The following is a 23,487-nucleotide window of genomic DNA, read 5'->3' as shown; positions in this document are numbered from 1 at the left end:
GCCCGCAGCGCCGATACGGCACCAGTGCGGCGCGGGGGGAGAGTTGTCGTGACCGGACGGATCCAGGACCTGCTGGTCCTGCTCGCGACGGACGAGGCGACGACGCTTGCCTTCGAGGACGATCCCGAGGAGCTGATCGTCCGCTTCCGGCTCGACGCCGAGGACGCCGCCCGGTTGCGCAGCCTCCGGATCGAGCGCCGGGCGAGCGGGCCCCGTCGCCTCGAGGAACGACTCTCCCGCTCGGGCATGGGCGTGGCGGCGGCGCTCCACGACGCCGCTCAGGCCGCCGACACGGGGGACTCGGGCGGCTCGGACGACGCCGGGAGCCCGGACTCGGACTCCGGGGACGCGCCGTCGGAGGATCGCGGCGACGGGGACGACGGCGGGAGCGAGGACCAGCCGGCGGAGGACCAGGACGGCGGCGACGAGGCGGACGACGAGGCGGACGACGAGGCGGACGACGAGGCGGACGACGAGGCGGACGACGAGGCGGACGACGAGGCGGACGACGAGGCGGACGACGAGGCGGACGACGAGGCGGACGACGAGGCGGACGACGAGGCGGACGACGACGCGGACGACGAGGCGGACGACGACGCGGACGACGACGCGGACGACGACGCGGACGACGACGCGGACGACGACGCGGACGACGAGGCGGACGACGAGGCGGACGACGAGGCGGACGACGACGCGGACGACGAGGCGGACGACGAGGCGGACGACGAGGCGGACGACGACGCGGACGACGACGCGGACGACGCCGAGTCCTCGGCCACCACCGACACGGCGGACGACGACCCCGCTGAGGACACGGGCGACGACGGCGAGGACACCGGCGACATGGACGCCACGGTCGCCCAGCCGGTGTCCGAGCCGGCCGCGCAGCCGGCCGCCGAACCCACGGACGCGACGCCGGCCCCGTCTCCGGAGACCGAGCCCGACCCCACCCCCGAAGCCCAGGACGCCCAGCCCGGCCACGGGGACGGGGACGGGGACGGGGACGGGACCGACGACACCGTCACCACCACCGCCACGACCGACACGGCGCCGTCGACGCCGGTGCCGGCCGCGTCGTCGGCCGGCGCCACGCCCGACGCGTGGGTCGCGCACGCCGGCCCCGCGACCTCGGTGCCCGTCGGCGCGGCCCCGGGCGCCGCGCCGGCCCACGCCGGGTTCCGGGCCGACGACACCGACGACGCCGACGCCGACGGCGGGCACCACGGTGACATCGCCGACCGGTTCCGGCCGTGGGAGACGCGGCTGCGGGAGTCCCTCCTCGAGGCCCTCCACGACAGCAACGGGCAGGGCGACCGAGCCTCGCACGACACCCTCGACGTCATCGCGGGCCTGATCATCGGGGTCGCGCGCGCCGACCACGGCGAGCTCGCCCGGTTCCCGGGGCTCCAGGACGCGGCCCGGCACCTCCTCGACGCCCTCGGGGTCGACCTCGACGCACCGCGATCCCCGACGACGGGGTCCCCGACGGCCCCGACCTCCCCGACGACCGACGGCCCGCCGGTCGACGCGTCGCCGGTGGACACACCGCCAGTCGGCACGCTGCCGGTGGACTCCCCGCCCTCGGGCAGCGCCTCGACGGACACCCCGCCGACCGGCCCCGCCCCCGCCGACACCCCGCCCACCGACACCCCGCACGCCGACCCGCACGCCGGCCAGACCGGCGACGACGGCCCCGACACGGATGTCGACGCGGGACCGGTCATTCCCCTGCCACGCGCCGAGGTCCCTCCGTCCGGGCCGGCCGGCACGTACCACGGCGGCGTCGTCGTGCAGCAGGTCCTGCCCGGCGGCGAGGGCCGCCTGCGGGTGACGTACGCGGACGGTTCCCAACGCGACGTGACCCGCACGATCGTCGGCGGTGAGACCACCGACACCTTCACCCGGGCCGACGGTGTCGTCGTCACCGAGACCTACGGGACCGACGGCGGCTGGGCCACGACCGCGCCGGACGGGACGATCACGACGGCGACCCGCACGGGAGACCGCCTCGCCGAGGAGGTCCACGCCCCCGACGGCACCGTCACCGCCACCGACGCCCGGCTCGCCCGCCCGTACTCCGGGATCCAGGTCCTCGCGGGTGGCGAACAGTTCACCACCACGAGCACGCGTCCCGACGGTGGCGTGGAGACCGTCCGGGTCGTCGGCACCACCGACGGCGAGGCCGTCGCGACCACCACCGAGGGACGCGCCACGGCCACGTCGCGGGTCGAGGTCGACGACCACGCGAACCTCGACGGGACCGTCACCCGCACCTTCACGTTCGCCGACGGCCGCACCGAGGCGTTCACCGTCAACGCCGTCGGGGAGATCCTCCACCACGAGTCCCACGCGTCCCCCACGCCCGAGGCCGCCGGCGCGGTCGCCCCGGCCGGCGTGCCGGGCGCCCGCGGCGGTGTCGTCCTCGAGATCGACCGGGGGGACACGACCCCCGGGCTCGTCGAGCAGCACCTCGCCGACGGCACCGTGCGCGAGGTGATCCGCGCGCTGGACGTGTACGGGGTCCGCACCGACAGCTGGACCGGGCCCGACGGGTCGACGGTCGTCGAGGAGACCGTGCCCGCCGGGGCCGGTTCGCTCACGACCACCACGATCACCGCCCCCGACGGCACGAACCAGGTCCTCGTGCACGACTCCTCACAGGCCACCGTGACCACGGTCGGGACCGACGGCGTCACCACCGTCGCGGAGCTCACCGGCTTCTGGCCGATGAGCGTCGTCCTGCACACCACCGTCGACGGTCCCGACGGCACGGACGGCGAGACCACCGTCGTCGTCGACGCCGACGGCGACGGCGCGACCGCCACCATCCGGGACGGCGCCACGATCCAGTCGGTACGGGTGTCGATCGAGGACGTCGCCGACCCGGACGGCTCCGTCACCCACGTCCTGCGCTTCCCGGACGGCCGCACCGAGACCATCACGATCGGGCCCGGCGGCGCCCCGATCGCCTTGGCGTCCCGGGCGGGGACCGGGGCCCCGGTGACCTCGCCGGAGGACCCCGGCGCCGCGGTCAACGGCTCGTACCACGGCGGGACGGTGCGCGAGGAGGTCACGCCCGATCCGGCCACCGGCGCCGAGCACATCGTCCGGACCCGGGCCGACGGCACGGTCGTCGAGCTCGACCGCACCGCACCCGGCGAGCCCGCCGTCGCCACCCTGCCCGACGGCACCCGGGTCACCGACGAGCGCGGCGTCTCGTGGGGGTCGACGACGCTCGAGGCGCCGGACGGGACGCGGACGGAGCGGTCGTGGGACGACTTCGCGTACACGTCGCTCGTCGAGCACCCGGACGGCTCGTCGTCGCAGGTGGAGTGGTCGCCCTACGCCGGTCCCTCGACCGGGGTCTTCGAGACCGTCGAGACCTCGGCCGCCGGCGAACGGATCGTCACCCGGGTCGACGTCCTCGACGACGGCGACGCCCTCGCCACCGTCACCGGCCCCGACGGCACCACGACCGCCCGCGTCGATGTCTCCGAGATCGAGAACGCCGACGGGACGCTCACGCGGGTCTTCACCTTCCCCGACGGACGCACCGAGGCGTTCACGCTCGACCAGCAGGGCATCGCCGTCCACCACGAGGGCCACCCGGGCACCGGTGGTCCGACCGGTCTCGCGACCGAGCGCGTGATCGCGACGGACCCCGACACCGGCGGCGTCACCGTCGAGGTCGTCCACCCCGACGGGAGCGTGCAGGAGGTCCACCGCTTCGTCGGCGACCCGGACGTCTACGAGTCGTGGGTGGAGCCCGACGGGACGCGCGTCACGCGCCACGTGGACGGGACCGCCGGCAGCAGCACCGAGGTCGGCCCCGACGGGTCGGGCACCGTGCGCCACTGGGACGCCGACACCGGGTTCGCCGAGGACCACACCGACCTCGACGGCAGCACCACTCGCTTCCGCTCCGACCTGGACGGCCGTGTGCCGAACCCGGGGAACGAGATCTTCTCGACGGTCCAGATCGGGCTCGCCGGGCAGACGCTCACGACGAGCGTGGTCACCACCGTTGACGGGGGCGCCGCCGCCGTCGCCACCCGCAGCGACGGGCTCTCGGTCACCACCCGCCTCGACGTCCGCGCGGTGGCCAACCCGGACGGGTCGACGACCCGCGTCTACACCTTCCCCGACGGGCGCACCGAGTCGGTGACGGTCGACGGCCGGACGGGCCTGGTGATCGCCCACGAGGGGGTGCCGGCGGGCGGGTCGCCGCCCCCGCCGGCGAACGCCGAGGTCCTGCCGCCGACGGTGGAGATCAGCACCAACCCCGACGGCGACCGGGTCGAGACCCGCACGCACGCCGACGGCTCCGTGGAGCGGGTGACGACGTCGACCGTCGGCAACTGGGTCTCGGAGGTCACCGACGCCCACGGGCAGACCCTGCGCACGGAGGTCACGGCCGGCTCGGTCTCGAAGACCGTCACGCTCGCCGACGGCAGCTCGACCGAGGTCACCCGGTGGCCCGGCGCGCTGGTCCTCCGGGTCACCGACGTCGACGGCGTCGAGGCGACGACCTCGACCTTCGAGGACGGCCGGGTCGAGTCGAGCGTCCACGATCCGGGGACCGAGCAGACGATCACCAAGATCCATCTGCCGGACGGCACCGAGACCCAGTCGGTCCGCGACGAGGGCGGGGCCTCGCACTCGATCTCCGTGGCTCCGGACGGCACGCGGACCGAGATCATCACGAGACCCGACGGCGACCGTTCCGAGCAGACCGACCGTCCCGACGGCACGATCCACATCGAGGGCGAGCGGGACGGGCGCGCGTTCGTCGGCGAGGCCCGCCCCGACGGGTACGCCACGCAGACCGAGATCGACGGATCGCGGACGACGACGGTCACCAAGTGGCCCGACGGCACCATCGAGCAGCGCAGCGACGACGGCGCCGGCACGCTCGAGACCCTCACGACCCGTCCCGACCACACCTGGACGAAGAGCACGCAGCTCCCCGACGGCGGGACCCGCGAGCAGAACCTGACGTCCGACGGTCGCATCACGGTGCTCGAGCACGGCCCGGGCGGCTGGCCGTCCACCTGGATCGACATGCACGAGGACGGCTGGCGGTACGACAGCCGGGACGACGCGGACGGGACCCACACCGAGCGGATCACGGAGTCGGACGGCACCTACTGGGTGAAGACCGAGACCGGGTCCACGACGACCGAGAACTGGTCCTACGGCGACGGGTCGCTCCGCACGCGCGTCACGACGGCCAGCGGGTCCTGGTCCGAGATACACCGGTTCACGAACGGCGACCGCTGGGTCTCGCAGTGGACCGATCCCGGCACCCGGGCCTTCGGGGACGGGCAGGTCGCCGGCAGCGAGAACACGCTGCGGGTCGAGCTGGTCCGGCGTCTCGAGACCACCAGCGGCTACACCCGCACCGAGCTGACCTACGAGGACGGGTCGCGGCTCGAGGTCGTCGATCCCGCGGGCACGCTGACCGGCACCCTCTTCTTCGACGGCATGAACCAGCTGCTCGTCAAGAAGTTCGACGCACACGGTGCCCTGACACTCGACACCACCGTGATCCGCCCGCCGGGGGAGCCGGCCGTGCCCCGGGAGCTGCCGCCGCTGCCGCCCCGGCTCGGCGACCAGACGGTGAAGGTCGAGGGCGCCTTCCGAGAGGCCTTCGGCCTGGAGGGCAAGATCCACGAGCGCTTCGACGTCGGGCTCTTCAGCGGGGAGTTCACCGCGGAGGGCCGGATCGGCGGTGCGGTCGCCGGGCAGGGGTCCCTGGAGATCGGCGGCACCGGGATCGACGCGCAGGGCTCGCTCGAGGCCTTCCTCGGGGCGGACGGCCGGCTGGGCGGCACCCTCACCACGCCGCTCGGGGAGCTCGGGGGCGATGCCGACGCGGAGGCCATGATCTACGCCGCCGCGGCCGGTACCGCGCACCTCGGGTTCGACGGGGTGCAGGCCTCGGTCTCGGCGGAGGCGATGGTCGCCGCGCGGGTGGGGGCGTCGGGCGGCGGGGACCTCGGCTTCGTCCGGGGCGAGTACGGCGTCGAGGTGGGCGTCGGGCTCGGCGCCTCGCTCGAGGTCGACGCCGAGATCTCCGGGGACCGGATCGGGTTCAGCTTCGACGCCAGCGCCGCGCTCGGCCTCGAGCTCGGTATCGAGCTCGACCTGTCCTTCAGCCCGAGCTCGTTCGTCGAGGGCATCGGCGACATCGTCACCGACCCGATCGGCGCCGGCGAGGACGTGGTCGAGTTCTTCGGTGACACCGGCGAGTGGGTCGCCGGGGGTGTCGTGGGCATCGGCGAGGCCCTCGGTGACGGCGCCGAGGCGCTCGGCTCCGGCATGGAGGATCTCGCGGGCGCCGTCGACGGCCTCGTCGGAGACGTCGAGGGCGCGATGGGCGACGCGGTCGAGAGCCTCGGTGACGTGGCGGAGGATGCCGCCGACGCGGCCGCCTCCGTGGCGAAGGACGTGGTCGGCGTGCTCGAGGACGTGGTCGACGGGCTCGGGGACGTGGCCGAGGGGGCCGCGGACTTCGTCGAGGGCGCCGTCGAGACGCTCGGGGACCTCCTGCCGTTCTGAGGTCCATCCGCCTCTCGTCGGTAGAACAGCCTCCGACCTGCGGAGCCGCCTTCGGGATTCGAACCCGAGACCTACGCATTACGAGTGCGTTGCTCTGGCCAGCTGAGCTAAGGCGGCAGCACGGCGAGTGTAGGCCAGCGCCGCGGCCTCACGGGCGGGCGGGTCGAGGTCATGCCAGCAGGAGCACCCCGAGCACGACGAGCGCCGCGACCTTCACGACCTCGAGCCCGACGTAGGCCAGGTGCAGGTGCGAGCGGGGCGGGGTCTCGCCCGCCAGCACGCGATCGGAGCGGCGGTTGAGGCTCGGGCGGACGACGACGAGCTGGGCGAGCAGGACCACGACGAGCACGCCGACCGCCACTCCGGGCCCGGCGGTGACGCCCCCGAGCACCAGAGCCACCGCCACGACCAGCGCCAGCACCACCTCGGCGACGTTGAGCGCCCGGAAGACCAGGCGCCCGATGCCCAGGCCGACCACCGTGGTCACGCCCGGCGCCCGGAACTTCAGCGGCGCCTCGAGGAACGAGATCGCCAGCACCATGCCGAGCCAGACGAACGTCGTCGCCGTCGCCACCGCCATGCGGACCGGTATACCTCGGGACCCGGGAACAAGAGCGGCGGCCGAGGCGGTTGCCGATGATCGTGGGTCTGAGTGTGGTGGGCGCCGTCGTGCTCGTGGGCGCGCTGGTCGTCGCGACCGTCGTCGGGCTGGTGCTCCAGCGCCGCAGCGGTCGTGTCCGCCGCGCGGCACCCGCCGAGGACCGGCCGCACGGCTGGGACCTCGCCGGCGTCGCCCCGGAACCCGACGACCGGGTCCTGCTGCTCCAGCTCTCGTCGCCGATCTGCACCCCGTGCGCCCGCACCCGCGAGCAGCTCGGCGCGTTGGCCGGCGACCACCCCGACGTCCGGCACGTCGAGGTCGACATCGCCGAGCGTCCCGACGTCGCCCGCGCCCTGCACGTGATGCGCACCCCGACGACCGTCGCGTTCGACCGCGCCGGCGCCGAGCTCCTGCGCGTCGGCGGCGTACCGCGGCGCGCGGACCTCGTCGCCGCCCTGCCCCTCGAGGAGACCCGATGACCGGCCGGCTCGACCCGCGCGGCGTGCGCTTCGCCGCCGCGATCACCACCGTCGTCCTGGCTGTCGTGCTGCTCACCGGCAGCGGCGTGCTGGCGGCGCTGCAGGCCGTGGTGTTCGCGATCCCGGTGGTCGCGGGCATGCGGTCGTCGCCCTACGGCGCGCTGTTCCGGGCCCTGATCGCGCCGCGCCTCGGCCCGCCCGCCGAGCACGAGGACGCCGCGCCGGTGCGGTTCTCGCAGGCCATCGGGCTCGTGTTCACGGTGGTCGCCGCCGTCGGCTACCTCAGCGGGGCCACCGCGCTCGGCGTCGTCGCGACCGCGTTCGCGCTGGTCGCGGCCTTCCTCAACGCCGCCTTCGGCTTCTGCCTCGGGTGCGAGGTGTACGGCCTGATGGCGCGGGTGCGCACCGCGCGCTGACGCTCAGCCCGCCGGGTGCAGGGGCGTGGGCAGCCGGTCGAGCCGCACGCCGAACAGGTCGCGGTACGCGTCCAGCGCCTCCTGATCGCCCAGCTTCTCCTCGGTCCGCGTGCCGTCGCCGTCGGTCCGCAGCAGGGTCGTGCCCTGCATCGTGGCGCGGCCGTCGCCGACCGGCAGGGAGCAGACCGGGACGCGGGTGAACCACGAGTCCGGGTGCGTCGACTGCCAGAAGCAGGTCGGCTCGAAGTCCTCGCGGCTCCGCGGGTGCAGTTCGAGCCGGTAACCGGGCTCGCCGGTGGGGCTCCGGACGTCGAGGTCGCCGTCCTCGGCCGGGACGAGCTGCGGCGAGGGCGCGGTCAGGTCGATCGGCCCGACGCCGAAGCGGCCGAAGCCGACGTCGGCCAGGTGCGGCACGCCGTCGTCGACCACGCGCAGCGCCGCGTGCGCGAGCGGGGCGGTGAACTCCCCGTCGCCCGCGACCCGCGCGCCGAGCAACGTCACCTCGCGGCCCAGCTCGCGCAGCAACCACGCGAACGCCCCGTTGAGCTCGTGGCAGAACCCGCCCCGACGCCTGGTGACGATCTTGTCGTACAGCGACGCGGGGTCGAGGACGATCGGCTCGCCGAGGTGGATGGAGAGGTTCTCGAACGGGACGGTGCGCAGGTGGCGCTCGATCAGCACGTCGAGCGGGTCGCCGGCGTCCGCGCCGATCCGCGCCAGGTAGTCCGTCACGTCCACACGCCCGGTATACACGGTGCCATGCGCGTCGCCCTGGCCCAGATCCTCGCGACCGACGACCCGGCCGAGAACCTCGAGATCGTCGCCGACCACACCGCGCTCGCTGCGCAGCAGGGCGCGACGGTCGTCGTGTTCCCCGAGGCGACGATGTGCCGGTTCGGGGTGTCGCTGAAGCCCGTCGCCGAGCCGCTGGACGGACCGTGGGCCACGCGGGTGCGCGAGATCGCCGCCCAGCACGACGTGCTCGTCGTCGCGGGCATGTTCACCCCGACCGACGACGACCGCGTGACCAACACGCTGCTCGTCACGGGCCGGGGCGTCGACACCGCGTACGACAAGATCCACCTGTACGACGCGTTCGGGTTCGCCGAGTCCGACACGGTCGCGCCGGGCGCCAAGCCGACGACGGTGACCGTCGACGGGACGACGCTCGGCCTCGCGACCTGCTACGACATCCGCTTTCCCGAGCTCTTCCGCGCCCTCGCCGACCAGGGCGCGACGGTGACGCTGCTGCCGGCGAGCTGGGGCGCGGGCCCGGGCAAGGTCGAGCAGTGGCAGCTGCTGGTGCGCGCCCGGGCCGTCGACGCGACGACGTTCGTGCTCGCCGCCGACCAGGCCGACCCGGCGAGCCGCGGCGTCGACGCCGGGAAGGCGCCGCGCGGCGTCGGGCACAGCCTGGCCGCGTCACCGTTCGGGGTGACGATCGACGAGCTCGGCGCGGAGCCGGGGCTGCTCGTGGTCGACGTCGACCCCGAGCAGATCCCCGACGTGCGGGCCGCGCTGCCGGTGCTGGCGAACCGTCGGCTCTAGGCCGCCTGGGCCGCCTGGACCGCCTGGGCCGGGCGGGTCATCCAGCGCACCCGGTCCTGGTGCGGCGCGAGCCGGCTGAGCAGGTCGCGCCGGGCCGACGGGTCGGCCGGGGCGGTGAAGGCCTCGTCGCGCGTGAGGCGGGCCCGCACCGGGCTCGGGTCGAGCACGATGACCTTCGCGGCGCCGCGGAGCCTGGTCTCCAGGTCGGCGTCGCGGGAGGTGGCGGCGCCGCCGCCGACACGGAGCGCCAGGGCTTCGGCCGCGGCGAGGCCGCGGGCGTCGGGCCGGGCGGCGACGACGAGGACGGGGGCCTCGCCGGCGCTCAGTCGGGGCGCGGGGATGGTGACGTCGGAGGGGGTGGGGCGCGTGGGAGTGCTCATCGGGCAGTGCTCCAGGTTGGTCGTCGCGAGGCGACGACGCTTCGGTGTTACATCCGTATAGACGCCTGTGATGTTCATCGGTTTCCTGCCCGTGAGGGTGATCCGCACCTCTCCGTACCTCACCGGAGCACCCCGGCCAGGACGGCGAGGAACGCCTCGGGGGCGTCCTCGGTGAGGAAGTGCCCGGCGCCGGGGATCGTGTGGCGGCGGGCACCCGGGATCGCGTCGGTCAGGGTCGTCGCCGTCGGCAGTGGGAGCCACGTGTCCTCCTCGCCCCACACGACGTCGACGGGGACGGCGAGGTCGCCGAGACGGTCGACGACCTCGCGGGTGTGGTCCTCGTCGAACCCCGCGACGTGGTCGAGGTAGCGCTGCCGGCCGTCCGTACCGGCGAAGCGGTCGAGGTAGGCGCGCTCGACCTCCTCGGGCAGCCGGCCCGCCACGGCGGTGCGCAGGTGGCCGGCGATCATCGCCTCGAACAGGTGGGTGGGCATCTCGCGATAGGTGTCCAGGTGCGCCTGGACGTGCCGGGTGCCGCCCGTGATCCACGGCGGCAGCACCGCCGCGTCGGCGAGGACGAGCGCGCCCGCCGGCGTGCCGTGCACGAGGTGCGCGCGCAGGACGGTGGCCGCGCCGATGTCGTGGCCGACGAGCACCGGCGCCGTCAGGCCCCAGTGCTCGACGAGCGCGGCGAGGGTCGCGGCGTGCCCGGCGACCGAGGGGTCCGCGCCCGTCGAGTCGCCGTAGGTCGGCAGGTCCCACAGGTACACGGGCCGGTCCTCGGCCAGGGCGGGCGCGACCCCGCGCCACAGGTAGGACGACGACGGCGTGCCGTGGGTGAGGACGACGGGCGTGCCGGGGCGGTCAGCGCCCAGCACGTCGACGGCGATCGTCCCGGTGGGCAGATCCACGCGGTCGCGCAGTGCCCAGGTCGCGGTGTCTGTCGGCACGGGTCCTCCTCAGGGGTAAAGTTCAGCTCAGAGCCTTACCGTAGGAGAGGGTGCGTAAGGGATGCAAGCACTTTTGGACGATTACGTGCGCCTTGCGGGGCTCGCGACCGAGCTCGTCAACACCGCACCCGGCGTCTGGCACGGCGAGGACCAGCTGGCGGACACGGCCGACCTGCGCGCCTTCCTCGCCGAGCACGGCGTCGACGCGGAGCCGGCGGCGTCGGACCTCGACGCGGTCCGCGAGCTGCGCACCCGCCTGCGCGAGGTCCTCGACGCGCGGGACGCCGAGACGATCGCGTCGGGGGCCTCGGAGCTCGTCGCGCGGGGCCTGGGCACCGTCGGGCTCGCGGCCGACGCGCGCGGGCACCAGCAGTGGTGCGCCCGGCCACGTCCCGACGCCGACCTCGCCGATCGGCTGGCCCTGCTCGGCGGCCTCGGCGTGCTCGGGGCGCTGCGCACGCTGGGTCCCGAGCGGTTCCGCGACTGCGCGTCCGACACGTGCTCGGGCGTCTTCATCGACACCACCCGCCCGGGCCGGCGGCGCTACTGCATGCCGGATCTCTGCGGCAACCGCGCCAACGTCGCCGCCTACCGCGCGCGGAGGCGGGCGGATAGCTGACATCCGGTGTCAGCGGAGCGCGCCACCGAGGTCGGCGGCCGCCACGACCGCGACGAGGATCGGGACGACGCCCGACGCCGGCACACGGTAGCGCCGGCCGTCCTGCTCGACGAGGCGCGCGGCGGTCAGCGTGCGCAGGTGGTGGTAGAGCTGGCCGGTCGAGGAGAGCGCAGCCGCAGCGACCAGCTCGCCCGTCCCCGCCGGGCCGGCCAGCAGGCGACGGACGAGGGCCAGGCGCACGGGGTGGCCGAGCGCGGCGAGGACCTCGGTGACCGGGCCCGCGGGCAGCGCGAGCGAGGCCGCCGCGTCGTAGCCGATCGACCACGACACCGGGCCCGCGCCCTCCTGCAGCCGCACCTGCCCGCGGTAGGAGACCTCGCCTGCCTGACCCGCGCGCTCGTCCGCGCCGGCGGGCGCGCCGAGCGCGGCCTCGAGCGCGGCCACCCGCTCCTCGAGCGCCGCGAGGCGGGCATCGGGGTCCTCGGGCACCGGACGATCGTCTCAGGCGAAGCAGAGGACCCGGGCGCGGTCCGACGGGTCCTCGAGCGACGCCGCCAGCAGGCGCAGCTGGGCGACGCCGACGGCCGCGAGATCCGCGGTGGACGCGAAGCCGTTGCCCAGCAGCACGCCGATCCCCACCGAGCCGTCCGGCCGGCGGATGCTCAGCGCCATCGTGCCGAGACCCGGGTACGACCCGCCCTTGAACGCCCGCACCTGGCCGTCCGGACGCGGCCCGCCGTACTCGAGCTGGGCGCGCGCGACGTCGGCGCCCGGACCGAACGAGCCACCGATCACCGCGCGCCAGAGGCCCGCGACCTGCGCGGCCGACGCCGCCGGCGTCGCGTCCGCCCAGCGCTCGCTCTCCAGCAGGTAGGCCTCGGTGTCCGTGGCCTGCGCCTCGAGCCGGCGGAGCGAGTCCTGGCGGAACGCGGGATCGGCGGCGTAGCGGCGGGCGAGCTCGAGCTCCGCCGCCCGGCGCTCGGCGAGCGGAGCCGTCAGCGGCGGCGTCTCCTGCGGGCGCACGAGCGCGAGCTGGCCGCCGAGGATCGAGGGGACGTCGAGGTCGCGCCACCCGCCCGCGGCCGCGGCGTCGGCCAGGGCCTGGTCGCCGAGCCGGTCGCGCAGGTAGTCGGCGGCCGCGTTGTCGCTCTGCTGCACCATGCCCGCCACCAGCGTGGACAGGGCCACCGTGCGCTGCGGATCGGTGGCGTTGCCGGCCGGGTCGTGCGGGACGCCGAGCAGGTCGAGCGTCGCGATGTGCGCCCCGCCGTCGGACGGGAAGTACCAGCGGTCCCAGTCGGCGAGTCGCACCGGCTCGTCAGGGTTCAGCCGCCCCTCCGCCACCGCCCGCCCGTAGGCCGCGAGGTGCACGATCTTGACCGCCGACGCCAGCGGCATCGGGCGTTCCGGCGCGTGCGAGACCACGGAGTCCGGCGCGCCCCGCCCGTCGTCGACCACGAGGGCGACGTCGTCGGGCCGGGCGGCGAGCAGCCCGAGCCAGCCCTTGTCCGTGACCGGGTCGGCGGCCGGCGCCGGCCCGCAGGCCGCGGGACGGGGCGGGTTCGCCGGCACCGACGCCGCGGGCACCTCGCCGGTCCCGCCGCCCCCAGCCTCCGAGGAGCACGCGGCGGGCACGAGGAGCACGGCGGCGAGCGCGAGTCCGGCGATAACGCTTTTCCGTGATTCCGGCACAGCGACAATTTAGCAGTTGTCGACCGGGCGCCGGACGGGACAAAGGGCCAAGATCGCGCCGACCGGCCCTCCTCAGCCCGAGCGCAGCGCCGTGACCAGCGCGTCGATCGCGATCTCGGGCTTCACGTTCGCGCCGAGGGCGTCGCGGCAGGCCAGGATCGCCTCGAGGCGGCGCAGCGAGGACTCGGGCGTGCTGTCGCGGGCCGCGGCGGTGATCTCGGTGGCGCGGTCGGGGTGGGTCGAGGTGACCGACGCGCCGACCCCGCGCACGAGGACGTCGCGGTAGTAGCCGGCGAGCTCGACGAGCGCGCGGTCCAGCGCGTCCCGCTTGGTGCGGGTCAGCCGGGAGCGCTGGCGCTTCTCCAGATCCTTCTCCGCCGCGCGGGCGGAACGCTGCGCCTGCGCCGTGCCCTTGCCGGTGCCGCCGGCGCCCATCGAGACGGCGAGCTCTTCGCGCTCGGTCTCGTCGCGGTGCGCGGCCAGGGCGGCGGCCTCGGTCTCGGCGGCGCCGACCATGGCGTCGGAGGCGGCGAAGGCGTCGGCGGCCGAGCGGAGCGCGCGCGGCAGGGCGAGCACGGCGTCGCGCTCCTCGCGGGCCTCGGGCACGCGGGCCAGGCGTCGCGCCCGCCCGATGTGCCCGCCGCAGACCGACGCCGCCCAGGTGGCGTCCGCCTCGGAGACGCCGTCGCGCTCGACGAGCACCGCGGCGATGGCCTCCGGCGCGGGCGTGCGCAGGCGGACCGCGCGGCAGCGGGAGCGGATGGTGACCGAGATGTCGTCCGGGTGCTCCGACGGGCAGCAGAGCAGGAACACCGTGCGCTCCGCGGGCTCCTCGACCGACTTGAGCAGCGCGTTCGACGCCTGCTCGGTGAGCCGGTCGGCGTCCTCGACGATGACGATCTGCCAGCGCGCGGTGGTGGGGCGGCGCGCGGCGACCTCGATGGTCGAGCGCACCTCCTTGACACTGATCGACAGGCCCTCGGGGACGATCTCGCGCACGTCGGCGTGGGTGCCGGCCATGACCGTGCGACACGCCGAGCAGGTGCCGCAGCCCTGGTCCGGGCACTCCAGCGCCGCCGCGAACGCCCGCGCGGCCACCGAGCGCCCCGACCCGGGCGGGCCGGTGAACAGCCACGAGTGCGTCATGGCGCCGCCGGGCGCGGGCGTGCCGTCGTCCGGGTCGCTCGAGAACCGCACCCGCGCGGCGTGCTCGGCCGCCGCCCGCAGCGCCTCGACGGCCGCGGGCTGACCGACGACCTGCGACCAGACGCTCACGGACCCGATGATGCCCCACCCGTCCGACGGTCCGGCGCGGCCGGCACGAGGAGACCGTCGAGCAGCCGGAGCAGCACCTCGCGGACCTCCCCGCGGGCGCGGTCAGGGTCGGCGGCCTCGGCGATGACCATGGCTCCCTCGTCGAGCGCCCCGATGAGGACGTGCGCGAGGGGCCGCAGCGGCTGGACAGGGAGCTGGCCGGCCTCGACGGCGGCGGCCAGGAGCTGCTCGGTCATGCCCAGCGTGTAGCGCTGGGTGAGCTCGCGGAACCGCTTCCACCCCAGCACGCTCGGACCGTCGAGCAGCACGACCTGGCGCACCTCGGGGTCGACGCAGACGGTCAACCAGGCGTCGAGCGCCCCCCGCAGGGCCGCAGCCGGCGTCGTCGCGCCGGCGGCGAGCACGGCGGCACCGAGTTCGTCGACCACCCGCTGCTCGACGACCTCGAGCACCGCGAGGAACAGCGCGGTCTTGTCCGCGAACTGGTGGTACATCGCGCCCCGCGTCACCCCGGCCTCGCGGGCGATCTCCGGGGTGCCGACCTCGGCGAAGCCGCGCTCGCCCCACAACCGCCGGGCGGCGGCCGTGAGGGCGTCGCGGGTCGCGGTCGAGCGCTCTTCCTGCGTCCGCCTCTTCTGTTCCATGCACCCTGCCGGTAAGTTACGTACAGTCTGCACGCAAGTATGGAACCTCGGGAGGACCCGTGCCCACCGTCGATCTCGACGCCGCGACCATCCACTACGAGTCGACGGGACCCGACACCGGCCGCCCCGTGGTCTTCGTCCACGGCTACGCGATGGGCGGGTCGTTGTGGGAGCCGCTCGCCACGCGGCTGGCGGCGCGGGGCCTGCGCTGCCTCGCGCCGACCTGGCCCCTCGGCGCCCACCCCACGCCGCTGCGACCGGGCGCCGACCCGACGCTCCCCGGCGTCGCCGCGACGGTGGGCGCGTTCCTCGAGGCGCTCGACCTCACCGACGTGGTGCTGGTCGGCAACGACACCGGCGGCCTGGTGGCCCAGCTCGTCGCCGTGCACCACGGCGAGCGGCTCGGCGCGCTCGTGCTGACCAGCTGCGACGCCTTCGAGCACTTCCCGCCGCCGATCCTGCGGCCGTTCATCGTCGCCGCCCGGTACCCCGCGGCCTTCCGCGCCGCCGTCCGGACGCTGAGCTCGACGCTCGTGCGCCGGTGGGCCTACGGCTCGTTGGCGCACCGCGATGTCGAGCCCCTCGCCGCGCAGTGGGTCCGGCCCGCCCTCGACGACCCCGCCGTGGCCGAGGACCTGCGGCGGTTGACGGCCTCGCTCGAGCGCCGGACCTCGCTGGACGTCGCGGCGCGCCTCGGAGAGTTCACGCGACCGGCGCTCGTCGCGTGGTCGGCCGAGGACGCCGTCTTCCCGGTGGGCGACGCCCAGCGGCTCGCCGACGCCCTGCCCGGGGCCACGCTGCGCCTCGTGCCCGGCGCCCGCACCTTCGCCATGCTCGACCAGCCCGACGTCCTCGCCGAGGCCGTCGCCGGCCTCGCGGTGCCCGCGGGGTCCCGCGGATAGGCCTCAGGACGAGGCGCTGCGCGCCGTCGCGCCCGCGGGGATCGCCCGCGCCACCAGCGGCGCGAGCAGCTCGCGCACGCGGGCGGCGACGTCGGCGGGGTCGCCGTCGGCCTCCACGCGGACGTAGCGGCCGGGGTCGGCCGACGCCATCTCCGTGAGCGTGCGCTGGACCTGCCAGGTGTCGACGATCCCGCCGGTGACGGGGGCGGCGTCGTGGGCGCGGGGGTCGCGGTCGAGCAGCACGGTGACGTCCGGGCGCAGCGACCCCGTGGCCCAGGCGCCGAGGCGCTGCAGGTCGGCGGCGTCGAGCTCGTCGCCGACCCGGGCCAGCGGCGAGTCGAGGCTCTCGATGACCACGACCCGGCCGTCGCGCAGGGCGGGCAGCACCTCGTGGGCGAGCACGTCGGCGCGCACCGCGGCGGCGACGAGCGCCTGCGCCCGCTGGCCCGCCACCCCGCTGGCGCCGACCGCCGCGGACACCCGCGCGGTGTGCGACGCGCTGCGCCCGGCGAGGACGACGTCGGCGCCCTCGTCGGCGAGCCAGCGCACGAGGCGGTCGCTCTGCTCGGCGGTGTCGGTGCGCGAGGCGCCCTCGACGGCCACGAGCAAGCCCGGCTCGCCGTGGCGCCGGCGGCGCAGCGCGCGCTTGACGTCGGCGAGGATCGTGCGGTCGCGCCGGTCGTCCATCTGCCGGTAGGCGAGCACGCCGACGGCCGCCGCGACCACCCCGGCCCCGGCCAGCACGAACCGCGTGCCGTCGACCTGCGCGGGCTGGCCGAACAGCGTGAGCGTCCGCGACTGCACGAGGCCGACGAGCAGCGGCACCACCGACATCGACGCCAGCAGGTCGACCCGCACGATCGACTGCACGAACGCGACGACCCGCCCGCGCACGGCGTCCTCGACCTGCGCGCCGATGATCGTCAGCCCGGTGAGCAGCGCCGTGCCGGCGAAGAGCCCGACGAGCACGACGGTGGCGAGCGCGAGGTAGAGGTGCCACGCCACGGCCACCGTGAGCAGCGAGAGCCCGGCCCCGACGATCGCGACGCCGAACAGGCGGTGGTGCGGCATGCTCCGCGCGACCCGGGGCACGGTGGCCATGCCCAGCGCCAGCCCGGTGAACAGGGCGACGAACAGCAGCGAGTACGCGGCGTCGCCCCCGCCGAGGCTCGCGGCGTAGAGCCGGGCGCTGGCGATGACCGCCCCGCCGGCGGCGAAGGCCCCGACGATGCCGACGACGAGCCCGCGCACCAGCGGCGTGGTGGAGACGAACTGGGCGCCGTCGCGCAGCATCGCCAGCAGGCCCGGCGCGGCCTCGCGGCGCTCGGCGCTGCGCCCGGAGATCTCGGGGATGCGGAACGCGACGGTGAACGCGGTGAGCAGCGCGGCGAGGCCGTTGACCACCAGCGCCAGGTACACCGTGGTGGTCGGGCTGGGGTGCCAGCCGGCGATGTTGCCGGACTTGGAGATCAGCGCGAAGGCGCCGGCGGCGCTGATGACCGCGACGCCGTAGGTCATGACCAGGGAGAGCTGGTTGGCCGTCTCGACCTGGTCGGTGCGCTTGAGCAGGTTGGGGACCGAGGAGTCCTTGGCCGGGATCCAGCACAGCGCGCACAGCTCGATGAGGAAGGTGGCGGCGAACAGCCACCACAGCGACCCGACCAGCGGGATCGAGAGGAACAGCAGGGCCTTGAGGACGTCGCAGGTGACCATCACCGTGCGGCGGTCGAACTTGTCGGCGAGCACCCCGCCCAGCGGCGCCATGAACAGCGCGGGCAGCAGCTTGGTGGCCACCACGCCGCCGAGCGCGAAGCTCTGCGCCTGGTAGCCGCTGGTCAGCTGGGTCGCGAGCGCGGTGAGGGCGAGCAGCGAGAGCCAGTCGCCGAAGCTCGCCACGGCCGTGACCGCCCACAGCCGCCGGAAGGGGCGGATCGCGAGCACGCTGCGGATCCGGTGCGTCGCGGACGGCGCCTCGGTGCTGCCACCACTGAGCTGCTCGTCGATCCCGGATCACCCCTCGCCTCGGCGGCTACCGGGGAGAGGGTATCGGGGCCGTTCAGCAGGTCCCGTCCGCGACCGCGATCTCCTCGGCGACCTGGCACGCGGACCCACCCTCGCGGCCGACCGCGAGCCGCTGCAGGAGCGTGCGGAGCACGTCGCGCTCGGCGGGCTCGAGGGGGGCGAGCAGCTCGTCCTCGGCGTCGCGCAGGCGGCGCTCGAACTCGCAGAGCCGCGCCCGGCCCGCCTCGGTGAGCAGGACGTGGCGGGCGCGGCGGTCGGCCGGGTCGGGCCGGCGCTCGACGAGGCCCGCGCTCTCGAGCTCGTCGAGCAGGTAGGTCATCACCGTCCGGTCCAGGCCGAGGGTGCGCGCCAGCGCGAGCTGCGTGCGCGGCGGCCCCTCGCCCAGGCCGGCGAGCACCTGGTAGCCGCGCGGGCCGCCGGGGAGGCCGGACACCACGTCCGCCGCGGTGCGCAGGTAGGCCCGCGTGACCCGGCCCAGGGCCCAGCCCAGGTCGGCCTCGACGCGGGGAGTGGTCACGCCCACAGACTAGCGGCTGCCGAGCACGTCTGTTGACAAGATGGTCTGTACGCCAGAACATCTTGCCGACAGCTCTTCTCGCGCTCCCCGGAGGACGACGTGACCCTGTTCCGCCTCGACAGCAGCATCCGCACCGAGGGCTCGGTGAGCCGCGAGGTCGCCGACACGCTCGAGCGGGCCTACCTCGACCAGCACCCGACCGACACCGTGGTCCGGCGCGACCTCCGCATCGACCCGGTCCCGGCCGACGCCTGGCCGGACGCCGCGCTCGCGGGCTTCACGCCCGAGGACCAGCGCACCGACGCGCAGCGGGCGGCCGTCGAGCTCGCCGCACGGCTCGCCGACGAGGTCGCCGGCGCCGACGCCGTCGTCGTCGCGACGCCGCTCTACAACTTCGGGGTGTCCCAGCACCTCAAGACCTGGATCGACATGCTCGTCACCGATCCCCGCTTCGCGCCCGGGACGTCCCCGCTCGCGGGCCGCCCGGTCACGCTCGTGATCGCGCGCGGCGGCGGCTACGGCGAGGGCACGCCGCGCGCCGGGTGGGACCACGCCACCGGCTGGATCGTCCGCATGCTCGCCGACGTGTGGGGCGGCGACGTCACGGTCGTGGAGGCGGAGCTGACGCTGGCCGAGACCGTGCCGGCGATGGCCGAGCTGCGCCCGCTGGCGATCCAGGTGCGGGCCGCCGCGCACGAGCACGCCGAAACCGTCGGCCGGGACATGGCCCGGTCGGTGGCGGAGGCCCTGACGCGCGTGGCGTGAGCGCCGCGTCGGGACCGTGTCTCGGGGACACGGTCCCGACGGGCGTCACGTGGTCGGCGTCCCGCGCTTCGTGCCGGTACCGGTCTTCGCGGTGGCCTTTTTGGCGGGAGCCTTCTTCGCCGGGGCCTTCTTGGCGGGGGCCTTGCGGGCCGCCGTCTTCTTGGCTCCGGGCTTCGTCCCGTCCTTCGCCCGCTTCTCGGCGAGCAGCTCGGCCGCCCGCTCGTCGGTCAGGCTCTCCACCGCGTCGCCCTTGCGCAGCGAGGCGTTCACGCCCTCGCCGTCGGTGACGTAGGGGCCGAAGCGGCCGTCCTTGACGACCATCTGGTTGCCCGACGCGGGGTCGGTGCCCAGCTCCTTGAGCGGCGGCTTGGCCGCGGCCCGCCCGCGCTGCTTGGGCTGCGCGTAGAGCTTCTGGGCCTCCTCCAGCGTCACCGTGAACAGCTTCTCCTCGCTGTCCAGCGACCGGGAGTCCTTGCCCTTCTTGAGGTAGGGCCCGTAGCGGCCGTTCTGCGCGGTGATCTCCTCGCCCGACTCGGGGTCGGTGCCGACGACGCGCGGCAGGCTCAGCAGCTTGAGCGCGTCGTCGATCGTGATCTCGGAGAGCGTCATCGACGCAAACAGCGAGCCGGTGCGCGGCTTCTCCTTGGCGCCCTCGGGCAGGACCTCGGTGACGTAGGGCCCGTAGCGGCCCTCCTTGGCGAGGATCTCGTGCCCGGTCGTCGGGTCGGTGCCCAGCGAGCGCCCCTCCTGCGGGGTCGAGAACAGCTCCTCGGCCAGCGCGAGGTCGAGCTCGTCGGGCGGGAGGTCGTCGGGCAGGTTCGCCCGCTGCGACTTCTCCTCGCCGTCCTCGGTGATCGTCCGCTCGAGGTAGGGCCCGTACCGCCCGACGCGGACCACGACGTCGCGGCCCTCGGAGTCGGCGAACATCCGCAGCGAGTTGACCTGCCGCGCGTCGATGCCCTCGAGCTTGTCGCCGACGAGCTTCTTGAGCCCGCCCGCCTGGGACATCGCGGCCTCGACGCCCTGGGCGCCGCTGTCGGCGCCGTGCCCGTTGCCGTTGACGGTCCCGTTGCCGTTGGCGCCGAAGTAGAAGTGCGACAGCCAGGTCTCGCGCCGGGTGTTGCCGGCGGCGATGGCGTCGAGCTCGTCCTCCAGCGACGCGGTGAAGTCGTAGTCGACGAGGCGCCCGAAGTGCATCTCCATCAGCCCGATTACCGCGAAGGCGATCCAGCTGGGGACGAGCGCGCTGCCCTTCTTCCAGACGTAGCCGCGCTCCTGGATGGTGTTGATGATCGACGCGTAGGTCGAGGGCCGGCCGATGCCGCGCTCCTCGAGCGTCTTCACCAGGCTCGCCTCGGTGTAGCGGGCGGGCGGGTTGGTGCTGTGGCCCTCGGGGTCCAGCGACTCCGCGGCGCAGCCGTCCCCCTCCGCGAGGCGCGGCAGGCGGCTCTCGGCGTCGTCGGCCTCGCCGCCGGCCTCCTCGTCCACGGTCTCGACGTAGGCGCGCAGGAAACCGGGGAACGTGATCGTGCGCCCGGACGTGGAGAAGGTGCACTCCTCGCCCGTGGCCGCGGTGCCCGTGATCCGCACGCTCATCGTCGTGCCGCGCGCGTCGCGCATCTGGCTGGCGATCGTGCGCTGCCAGACCAGCTCGTAGAGGCGGAACTCGTCACCGGAGAGCTCGTTGGCGACCTGGCCGGGGGTGCGGAACGACTCCCCCGCCGGCCGGATCGCCTCGTGGGCCTCCTGCGCGTTCTTCACCTTGCGCGTGTACTGGCGCGGCTTCTCGGCGACGTTCTCGTCGCCGTAGAGGTCGCGGGCCTGGTTGCGCGCGGCGTTGATCGCGGTCTCCGACAGCGTCGTGGAGTCCGTGCGCATGTAGGTGATGTAGCCGTTCTCGTACAGGCGCTGCGCGGTGCGCATCGTCCGCTCGGCCGAGAACCGCAGCTTGCGACCACCCTCCTGCTGGAGCGTGGAGGTCATGAACGGCGCGTAGGGCTTGCGCGTGTACGGCTTCTCCTCCACCGAGGAGACCGTGTACTCGCGGTCGGCGAGGGCCTCGGCCAGCCGCCGGGCATCGCCCTCGTCGAGGCGGCGGACGTCGTCGCTCTTGAGCTGACCGCGCGAGTCGAAGTCGCGACCCGTCGCCACGCGGGCACCGTCGATGGTCGTGAGCGCGGCCTTGAAGTTGCGCGGGGCCTGATCGTCCTTCTTCTCCGTCGCCCGGAGCTGGGCGTCGATGCCCCAGTAGCCGGCGGACACGAACGCCATCCGCTCGCGCTCGCGCTCGACGATGACGCGGGTCGCCACGGACTGCACCCGGCCCGCCGAGAGCTTCGGCATGACCTTCTTCCACAGCACGGGGCTGACCTCGTAGCCGTAGAGCCGGTCGAGGATGCGCCGGGTCTCCTGCGCGTCGACGAGATCCTGGTCGAGGTCACGCGGGTTCGCGGCGGCCGCCTGGATCGCCGACTCGGTGATCTCGTGGAACACCATCCGCCGGACCGGGACCTTGGGCTTGAGGGTCTCCAGCAGGTGCCAGGCGATCGCCTCGCCCTCGCGGTCGCCGTCCGTCGCGAGGTAGAGCTCGTCGACCTCCTTGAGGGCCTCCTTGAGCTCGGAGACCGTGGACTTCTTGTCCGCGGAGACGACGTAGAGCGGCTCGAAGGAGTGGTCGACGTCCACGCCGAGGCGCGCCCACGACTCACCCTTGTACTTGGCGGGCACGTCCGCGGCGCCGCGCGGCAGGTCGCGGATGTGGCCGCGGCTGGACTCGACGATGTAGCGGGAGCCGAGGTAGTCGGCGATCTTGCGGGCCTTGGCCGGGGACTCGACGATCACCAGACGGCGGCCGCCGTCACCCGCCGGGGTCGCGCCGCCGCGGCCGGTCTTCTTCCCGCCGCCGGCGCTCTTGCCCCCGGACTTCGCGCCCGACGTCGCGCGCTTCCCCGACCCTGCCGCCGACCCGGATTCGGTCGGGGCCTCGGCCTCGGTGGTCGCGCTGCGTGCTGTCGGGCCCTTCGTCGTCGCCACGGGCATGCCTCGTCTCGTCGTACCGGTGGCAGGACGCCACTCGTCGCCAGTGTGCCTCACGGTGTTCCGGACACCAGGCTGCACCGGTGGCCGGAGGCCCGACCCGGGTCGCGGAGCACCGTCGACCGGCCGCCGTGCCGGACCGATCGCCCCTGCGTACGGGCCCGGTGCCCGACCCGTCGACGTGGTGTCGCAGGCCTCACACCGGCCAGACGCCGTCGGTCAGATCGCGGGGCGGGCGCCCCACCAGCTCGCCCAGACGGCGCTGCCGCCGGGTGCCGACGACGCGCAGGGCCGGCGGGCGACCCGGACCGGCCAGGGCCGCACCGAGCCCCGCCCGGCGACTCGCCGTGAGCAGGACCTCGTCGAGGTCGCGGGCCCCGGGGTCGAGGCCGAGCGTGTACGCCCGGCCCTCGTGCGCGCCGGCCGCGAGCACCCACAGCCCCAACCGGGGTCCGTCCAGCTCGAACCCCTCGGGCACGGCCTTCATTCCGTCCGGCGTGGTCCAGCGGCGGGCGAGGTCGACGAGGTCGGACCGGAACGCGGTGCGCACCTCGGGTCGCCCGTCCCCGGCGCACCCGACCTCCGCCGGCACCCCCCGCACCCGCAGCGCGCAGCACACCGCCCGCGCCCGCCACCTGGCGACAGGGTCGTCGGGCTTGGCGTGTGTGGTGGTCGCCTGTGTGCCAGCGTGGGGGCCACGCTGGCGTTCAACGCCAGGAAAGCCCCCCGCTCGCGGCGGGGACACGGCGGCGGGGGCCAGGCTCGGCGCGAGCCCCAGGCGGGCGGCGAGCTCGTCGGGGTCGAGGTCCAGGAACGCCAGGTCGTCGGGGTCGAGGTCCGGCGCGGCCTCGATCGCCAGCGGGGCCTCGAGCTCCTCGGGCTCGTCCTCGACAGATTCCTCCTCGGACTCGAGCTCCCCCTCGGGTTCCGGCTCGGGCTCCGCCCCCAGCACGATCACCAGCCGCGCCGCCGACCCCCGGCCGAAGAGCTCCGCGTACCCGGGCCCGCACAGCAGGCCCTCGAGGTCGTCCAGACCGCGCGGACGGGCGTCCGCCGACCAGAACGACAGCTGCCCCACGG

19 protein-coding genes and 1 tRNA gene are annotated in these 23,487 nt (G+C 75.0%); 7 read left to right on the top strand and 13 right to left on the bottom strand.

The genetic code is table 11. From position 1 onward, the window contains the following. Nucleotides 1–48: 48 nt before the first annotated feature. A complete protein-coding gene (locus ACQPX6_RS02635; RefSeq protein WP_433785228.1) occupies nt 49–6,561 on the top strand; it encodes a hypothetical protein in 6,513 nt (2,170 codons plus the stop codon). Nucleotides 6,562–6,604: 43 nt separating this feature from the next. Here the strand turns inward: ACQPX6_RS02635 and ACQPX6_RS02630 are convergent. Both ACQPX6_RS02630 and ACQPX6_RS02625 read right to left on the bottom strand, forming a co-directional pair. Continuing rightward, nucleotides 6,605–6,678 (bottom strand) — tRNA-Thr (locus ACQPX6_RS02630). A gap of 52 nt (nt 6,679–6,730) precedes the next feature. Then, nucleotides 6,731–7,141: a hypothetical protein gene (locus ACQPX6_RS02625; protein WP_433785227.1), complete on the bottom strand. Its 411-nt coding sequence runs from the start codon at nt 7,139–7,141 to the stop codon at nt 6,731–6,733. Nucleotides 7,142–7,203: 62 nt separating this feature from the next. Here ACQPX6_RS02625 and ACQPX6_RS02620 point away from each other — a divergent pair, with 62 nt between their 5' ends. Both ACQPX6_RS02620 and ACQPX6_RS02615 read left to right on the top strand, forming a co-directional pair. Then, on the top strand, nt 7,204–7,641 hold the full coding sequence (locus ACQPX6_RS02620) for a thioredoxin family protein (protein ID WP_433785225.1): 438 nt from the start codon (nt 7,204–7,206) through the stop codon (nt 7,639–7,641). Continuing rightward, a complete protein-coding gene (locus ACQPX6_RS02615) occupies nt 7,638–8,057 on the top strand; it encodes a DUF4395 domain-containing protein (RefSeq protein WP_433785223.1) in 420 nt (139 codons plus the stop codon). The genes ACQPX6_RS02620 and ACQPX6_RS02615 overlap by 4 nt, the downstream gene beginning before the upstream one ends. A gap of 3 nt (nt 8,058–8,060) precedes the next feature. Here the strand turns inward: ACQPX6_RS02615 and ACQPX6_RS02610 are convergent, their stop codons facing one another. Beyond that, a complete protein-coding gene (locus ACQPX6_RS02610; protein ID WP_433785221.1) occupies nt 8,061–8,795 on the bottom strand; it encodes an arylamine N-acetyltransferase family protein in 735 nt (244 codons plus the stop codon). Nucleotides 8,796–8,816: 21 nt separating this feature from the next. On the opposite strand from ACQPX6_RS02610, the gene ACQPX6_RS02605 reads away from it, so the two are divergent. After that, nucleotides 8,817–9,605, top strand: coding sequence for a carbon-nitrogen hydrolase family protein (locus ACQPX6_RS02605; RefSeq protein WP_433785219.1), 789 nt, complete (start codon nt 8,817–8,819; stop codon nt 9,603–9,605). Here the strand turns inward: ACQPX6_RS02605 and ACQPX6_RS02600 are convergent. Together ACQPX6_RS02600 and ACQPX6_RS02595 are read right to left on the bottom strand one after the other, a co-directional pair. Further along, entirely contained in the window at nt 9,602–9,985 is a 384-nt protein-coding gene (locus ACQPX6_RS02600) for a hypothetical protein (protein WP_433785217.1), read from the bottom strand. The two genes, ACQPX6_RS02605 and ACQPX6_RS02600, sit on opposite strands and share 4 nt — an antisense overlap. 119 nt (nt 9,986–10,104) lie before the next feature. Then, on the bottom strand, nt 10,105–10,935 hold the full coding sequence (locus ACQPX6_RS02595; RefSeq protein WP_433785215.1) for an alpha/beta fold hydrolase: 831 nt from the start codon (nt 10,933–10,935) through the stop codon (nt 10,105–10,107). A 73-nt stretch (nt 10,936–11,008) separates the two neighbouring features. Between ACQPX6_RS02595 and ACQPX6_RS02590 the strand changes: the two genes are divergently transcribed. Next, the gene (locus ACQPX6_RS02590) at nt 11,009–11,554 is read left to right on the top strand and encodes a CGNR zinc finger domain-containing protein (RefSeq protein WP_433785213.1); all 546 of its coding nucleotides are present in this window, start codon (nt 11,009–11,011) and stop codon (nt 11,552–11,554) included. Between the two features lie 9 nt (nt 11,555–11,563). On the opposite strand, the gene ACQPX6_RS02585 is transcribed toward ACQPX6_RS02590, so the two are convergent. The 4 genes from ACQPX6_RS02585 to ACQPX6_RS02570 form a co-directional block, all read right to left on the bottom strand. After that, nucleotides 11,564–12,043, bottom strand: coding sequence for an ArsR/SmtB family transcription factor (locus ACQPX6_RS02585; RefSeq protein ID WP_433785211.1), 480 nt, complete (start codon nt 12,041–12,043; stop codon nt 11,564–11,566). Between the two features lie 12 nt (nt 12,044–12,055). After that, complete coding sequence (locus ACQPX6_RS02580; RefSeq protein ID WP_433785209.1) at nt 12,056–13,198, bottom strand: serine hydrolase; 1,143 nt, start codon at nt 13,196–13,198, stop codon at nt 12,056–12,058. 120 nt (nt 13,199–13,318) lie between these two features. After that, nucleotides 13,319–14,521, bottom strand: a complete 1,203-nt coding sequence (locus tag ACQPX6_RS02575) for a DNA polymerase III subunit delta' (protein WP_433785207.1) — start codon at nt 14,519–14,521, stop codon at nt 13,319–13,321. Then, nucleotides 14,518–15,165, bottom strand: a complete 648-nt coding sequence (locus ACQPX6_RS02570) for a TetR/AcrR family transcriptional regulator (protein ID WP_433785205.1) — start codon at nt 15,163–15,165, stop codon at nt 14,518–14,520. Before ACQPX6_RS02570 ends, ACQPX6_RS02575 begins: the two co-directional genes overlap by 4 nt. Nucleotides 15,166–15,224: 59 nt before the next feature. On the opposite strand from ACQPX6_RS02570, the gene ACQPX6_RS02565 reads away from it, so the two are divergent. After that, on the top strand, nt 15,225–16,067 hold the full coding sequence (locus ACQPX6_RS02565; RefSeq protein WP_433785203.1) for an alpha/beta fold hydrolase: 843 nt from the start codon (nt 15,225–15,227) through the stop codon (nt 16,065–16,067). A 3-nt stretch (nt 16,068–16,070) separates the two neighbouring features. Here the strand turns inward: ACQPX6_RS02565 and ACQPX6_RS02560 are convergent, their stop codons facing one another. Together ACQPX6_RS02560 and ACQPX6_RS02555 are read right to left on the bottom strand one after the other, a co-directional pair. Beyond that, nucleotides 16,071–18,008, bottom strand: coding sequence for a bifunctional MFS transporter/dTMP kinase (locus ACQPX6_RS02560; protein ID WP_433785201.1), 1,938 nt, complete (start codon nt 18,006–18,008; stop codon nt 16,071–16,073). A 115-nt stretch (nt 18,009–18,123) separates the two neighbouring features. After that, nucleotides 18,124–18,606, bottom strand: coding sequence for a MarR family winged helix-turn-helix transcriptional regulator (locus tag ACQPX6_RS02555; protein WP_433785199.1), 483 nt, complete (start codon nt 18,604–18,606; stop codon nt 18,124–18,126). A 99-nt stretch (nt 18,607–18,705) separates the two neighbouring features. On the opposite strand from ACQPX6_RS02555, the gene ACQPX6_RS02550 reads away from it, so the two are divergent. Next, nucleotides 18,706–19,371, top strand: a complete 666-nt coding sequence (locus ACQPX6_RS02550) for an FMN-dependent NADH-azoreductase (RefSeq protein ID WP_433785197.1) — start codon at nt 18,706–18,708, stop codon at nt 19,369–19,371. Between the two features lie 45 nt (nt 19,372–19,416). Here the strand turns inward: ACQPX6_RS02550 and topA are convergent, their stop codons facing one another. Then, on the bottom strand, nt 19,417–22,215 hold the full coding sequence (gene topA, locus ACQPX6_RS02545) for a type I DNA topoisomerase (RefSeq protein ID WP_433788174.1): 2,799 nt from the start codon (nt 22,213–22,215) through the stop codon (nt 19,417–19,419). A 388-nt stretch (nt 22,216–22,603) separates the two neighbouring features. After that, nucleotides 22,604–23,485, bottom strand: coding sequence for a hypothetical protein (locus tag ACQPX6_RS02540; RefSeq protein WP_433785196.1), 882 nt, complete (start codon nt 23,483–23,485; stop codon nt 22,604–22,606). Nucleotides 23,486–23,487 lie beyond the last annotated feature (2 nt).

It is taken from the genome of Actinomycetospora sp. CA-101289 (assembly GCF_050955895.1).
Classification (GTDB): Bacteria; Actinomycetota; Actinomycetes; order Mycobacteriales; family Pseudonocardiaceae; genus Actinomycetospora.
This window is presented reverse-complemented; position numbering and strand designations above follow the sequence as displayed.

Coding starts and splice junctions, on each gene's coding strand:
- ACQPX6_RS02605 (WP_433785219.1), top strand. CDS start 8,817: ATGCGCGTCGCCCTGGCCCAGATCCTCGCGACCGACGACCCGGCCGAG.
- ACQPX6_RS02615 (WP_433785223.1), top strand. CDS start 7,638: ATGACCGGCCGGCTCGACCCGCGCGGCGTGCGCTTCGCCGCCGCGATC.
- ACQPX6_RS02625 (WP_433785227.1), bottom strand. CDS start 7,141: ATGGCGGTGGCGACGGCGACGACGTTCGTCTGGCTCGGCATGGTGCTG.
- ACQPX6_RS02570 (WP_433785205.1), bottom strand. CDS start 15,165: ATGGAACAGAAGAGGCGGACGCAGGAAGAGCGCTCGACCGCGACCCGC.
- ACQPX6_RS02600 (WP_433785217.1), bottom strand. CDS start 9,985: ATGAGCACTCCCACGCGCCCCACCCCCTCCGACGTCACCATCCCCGCG.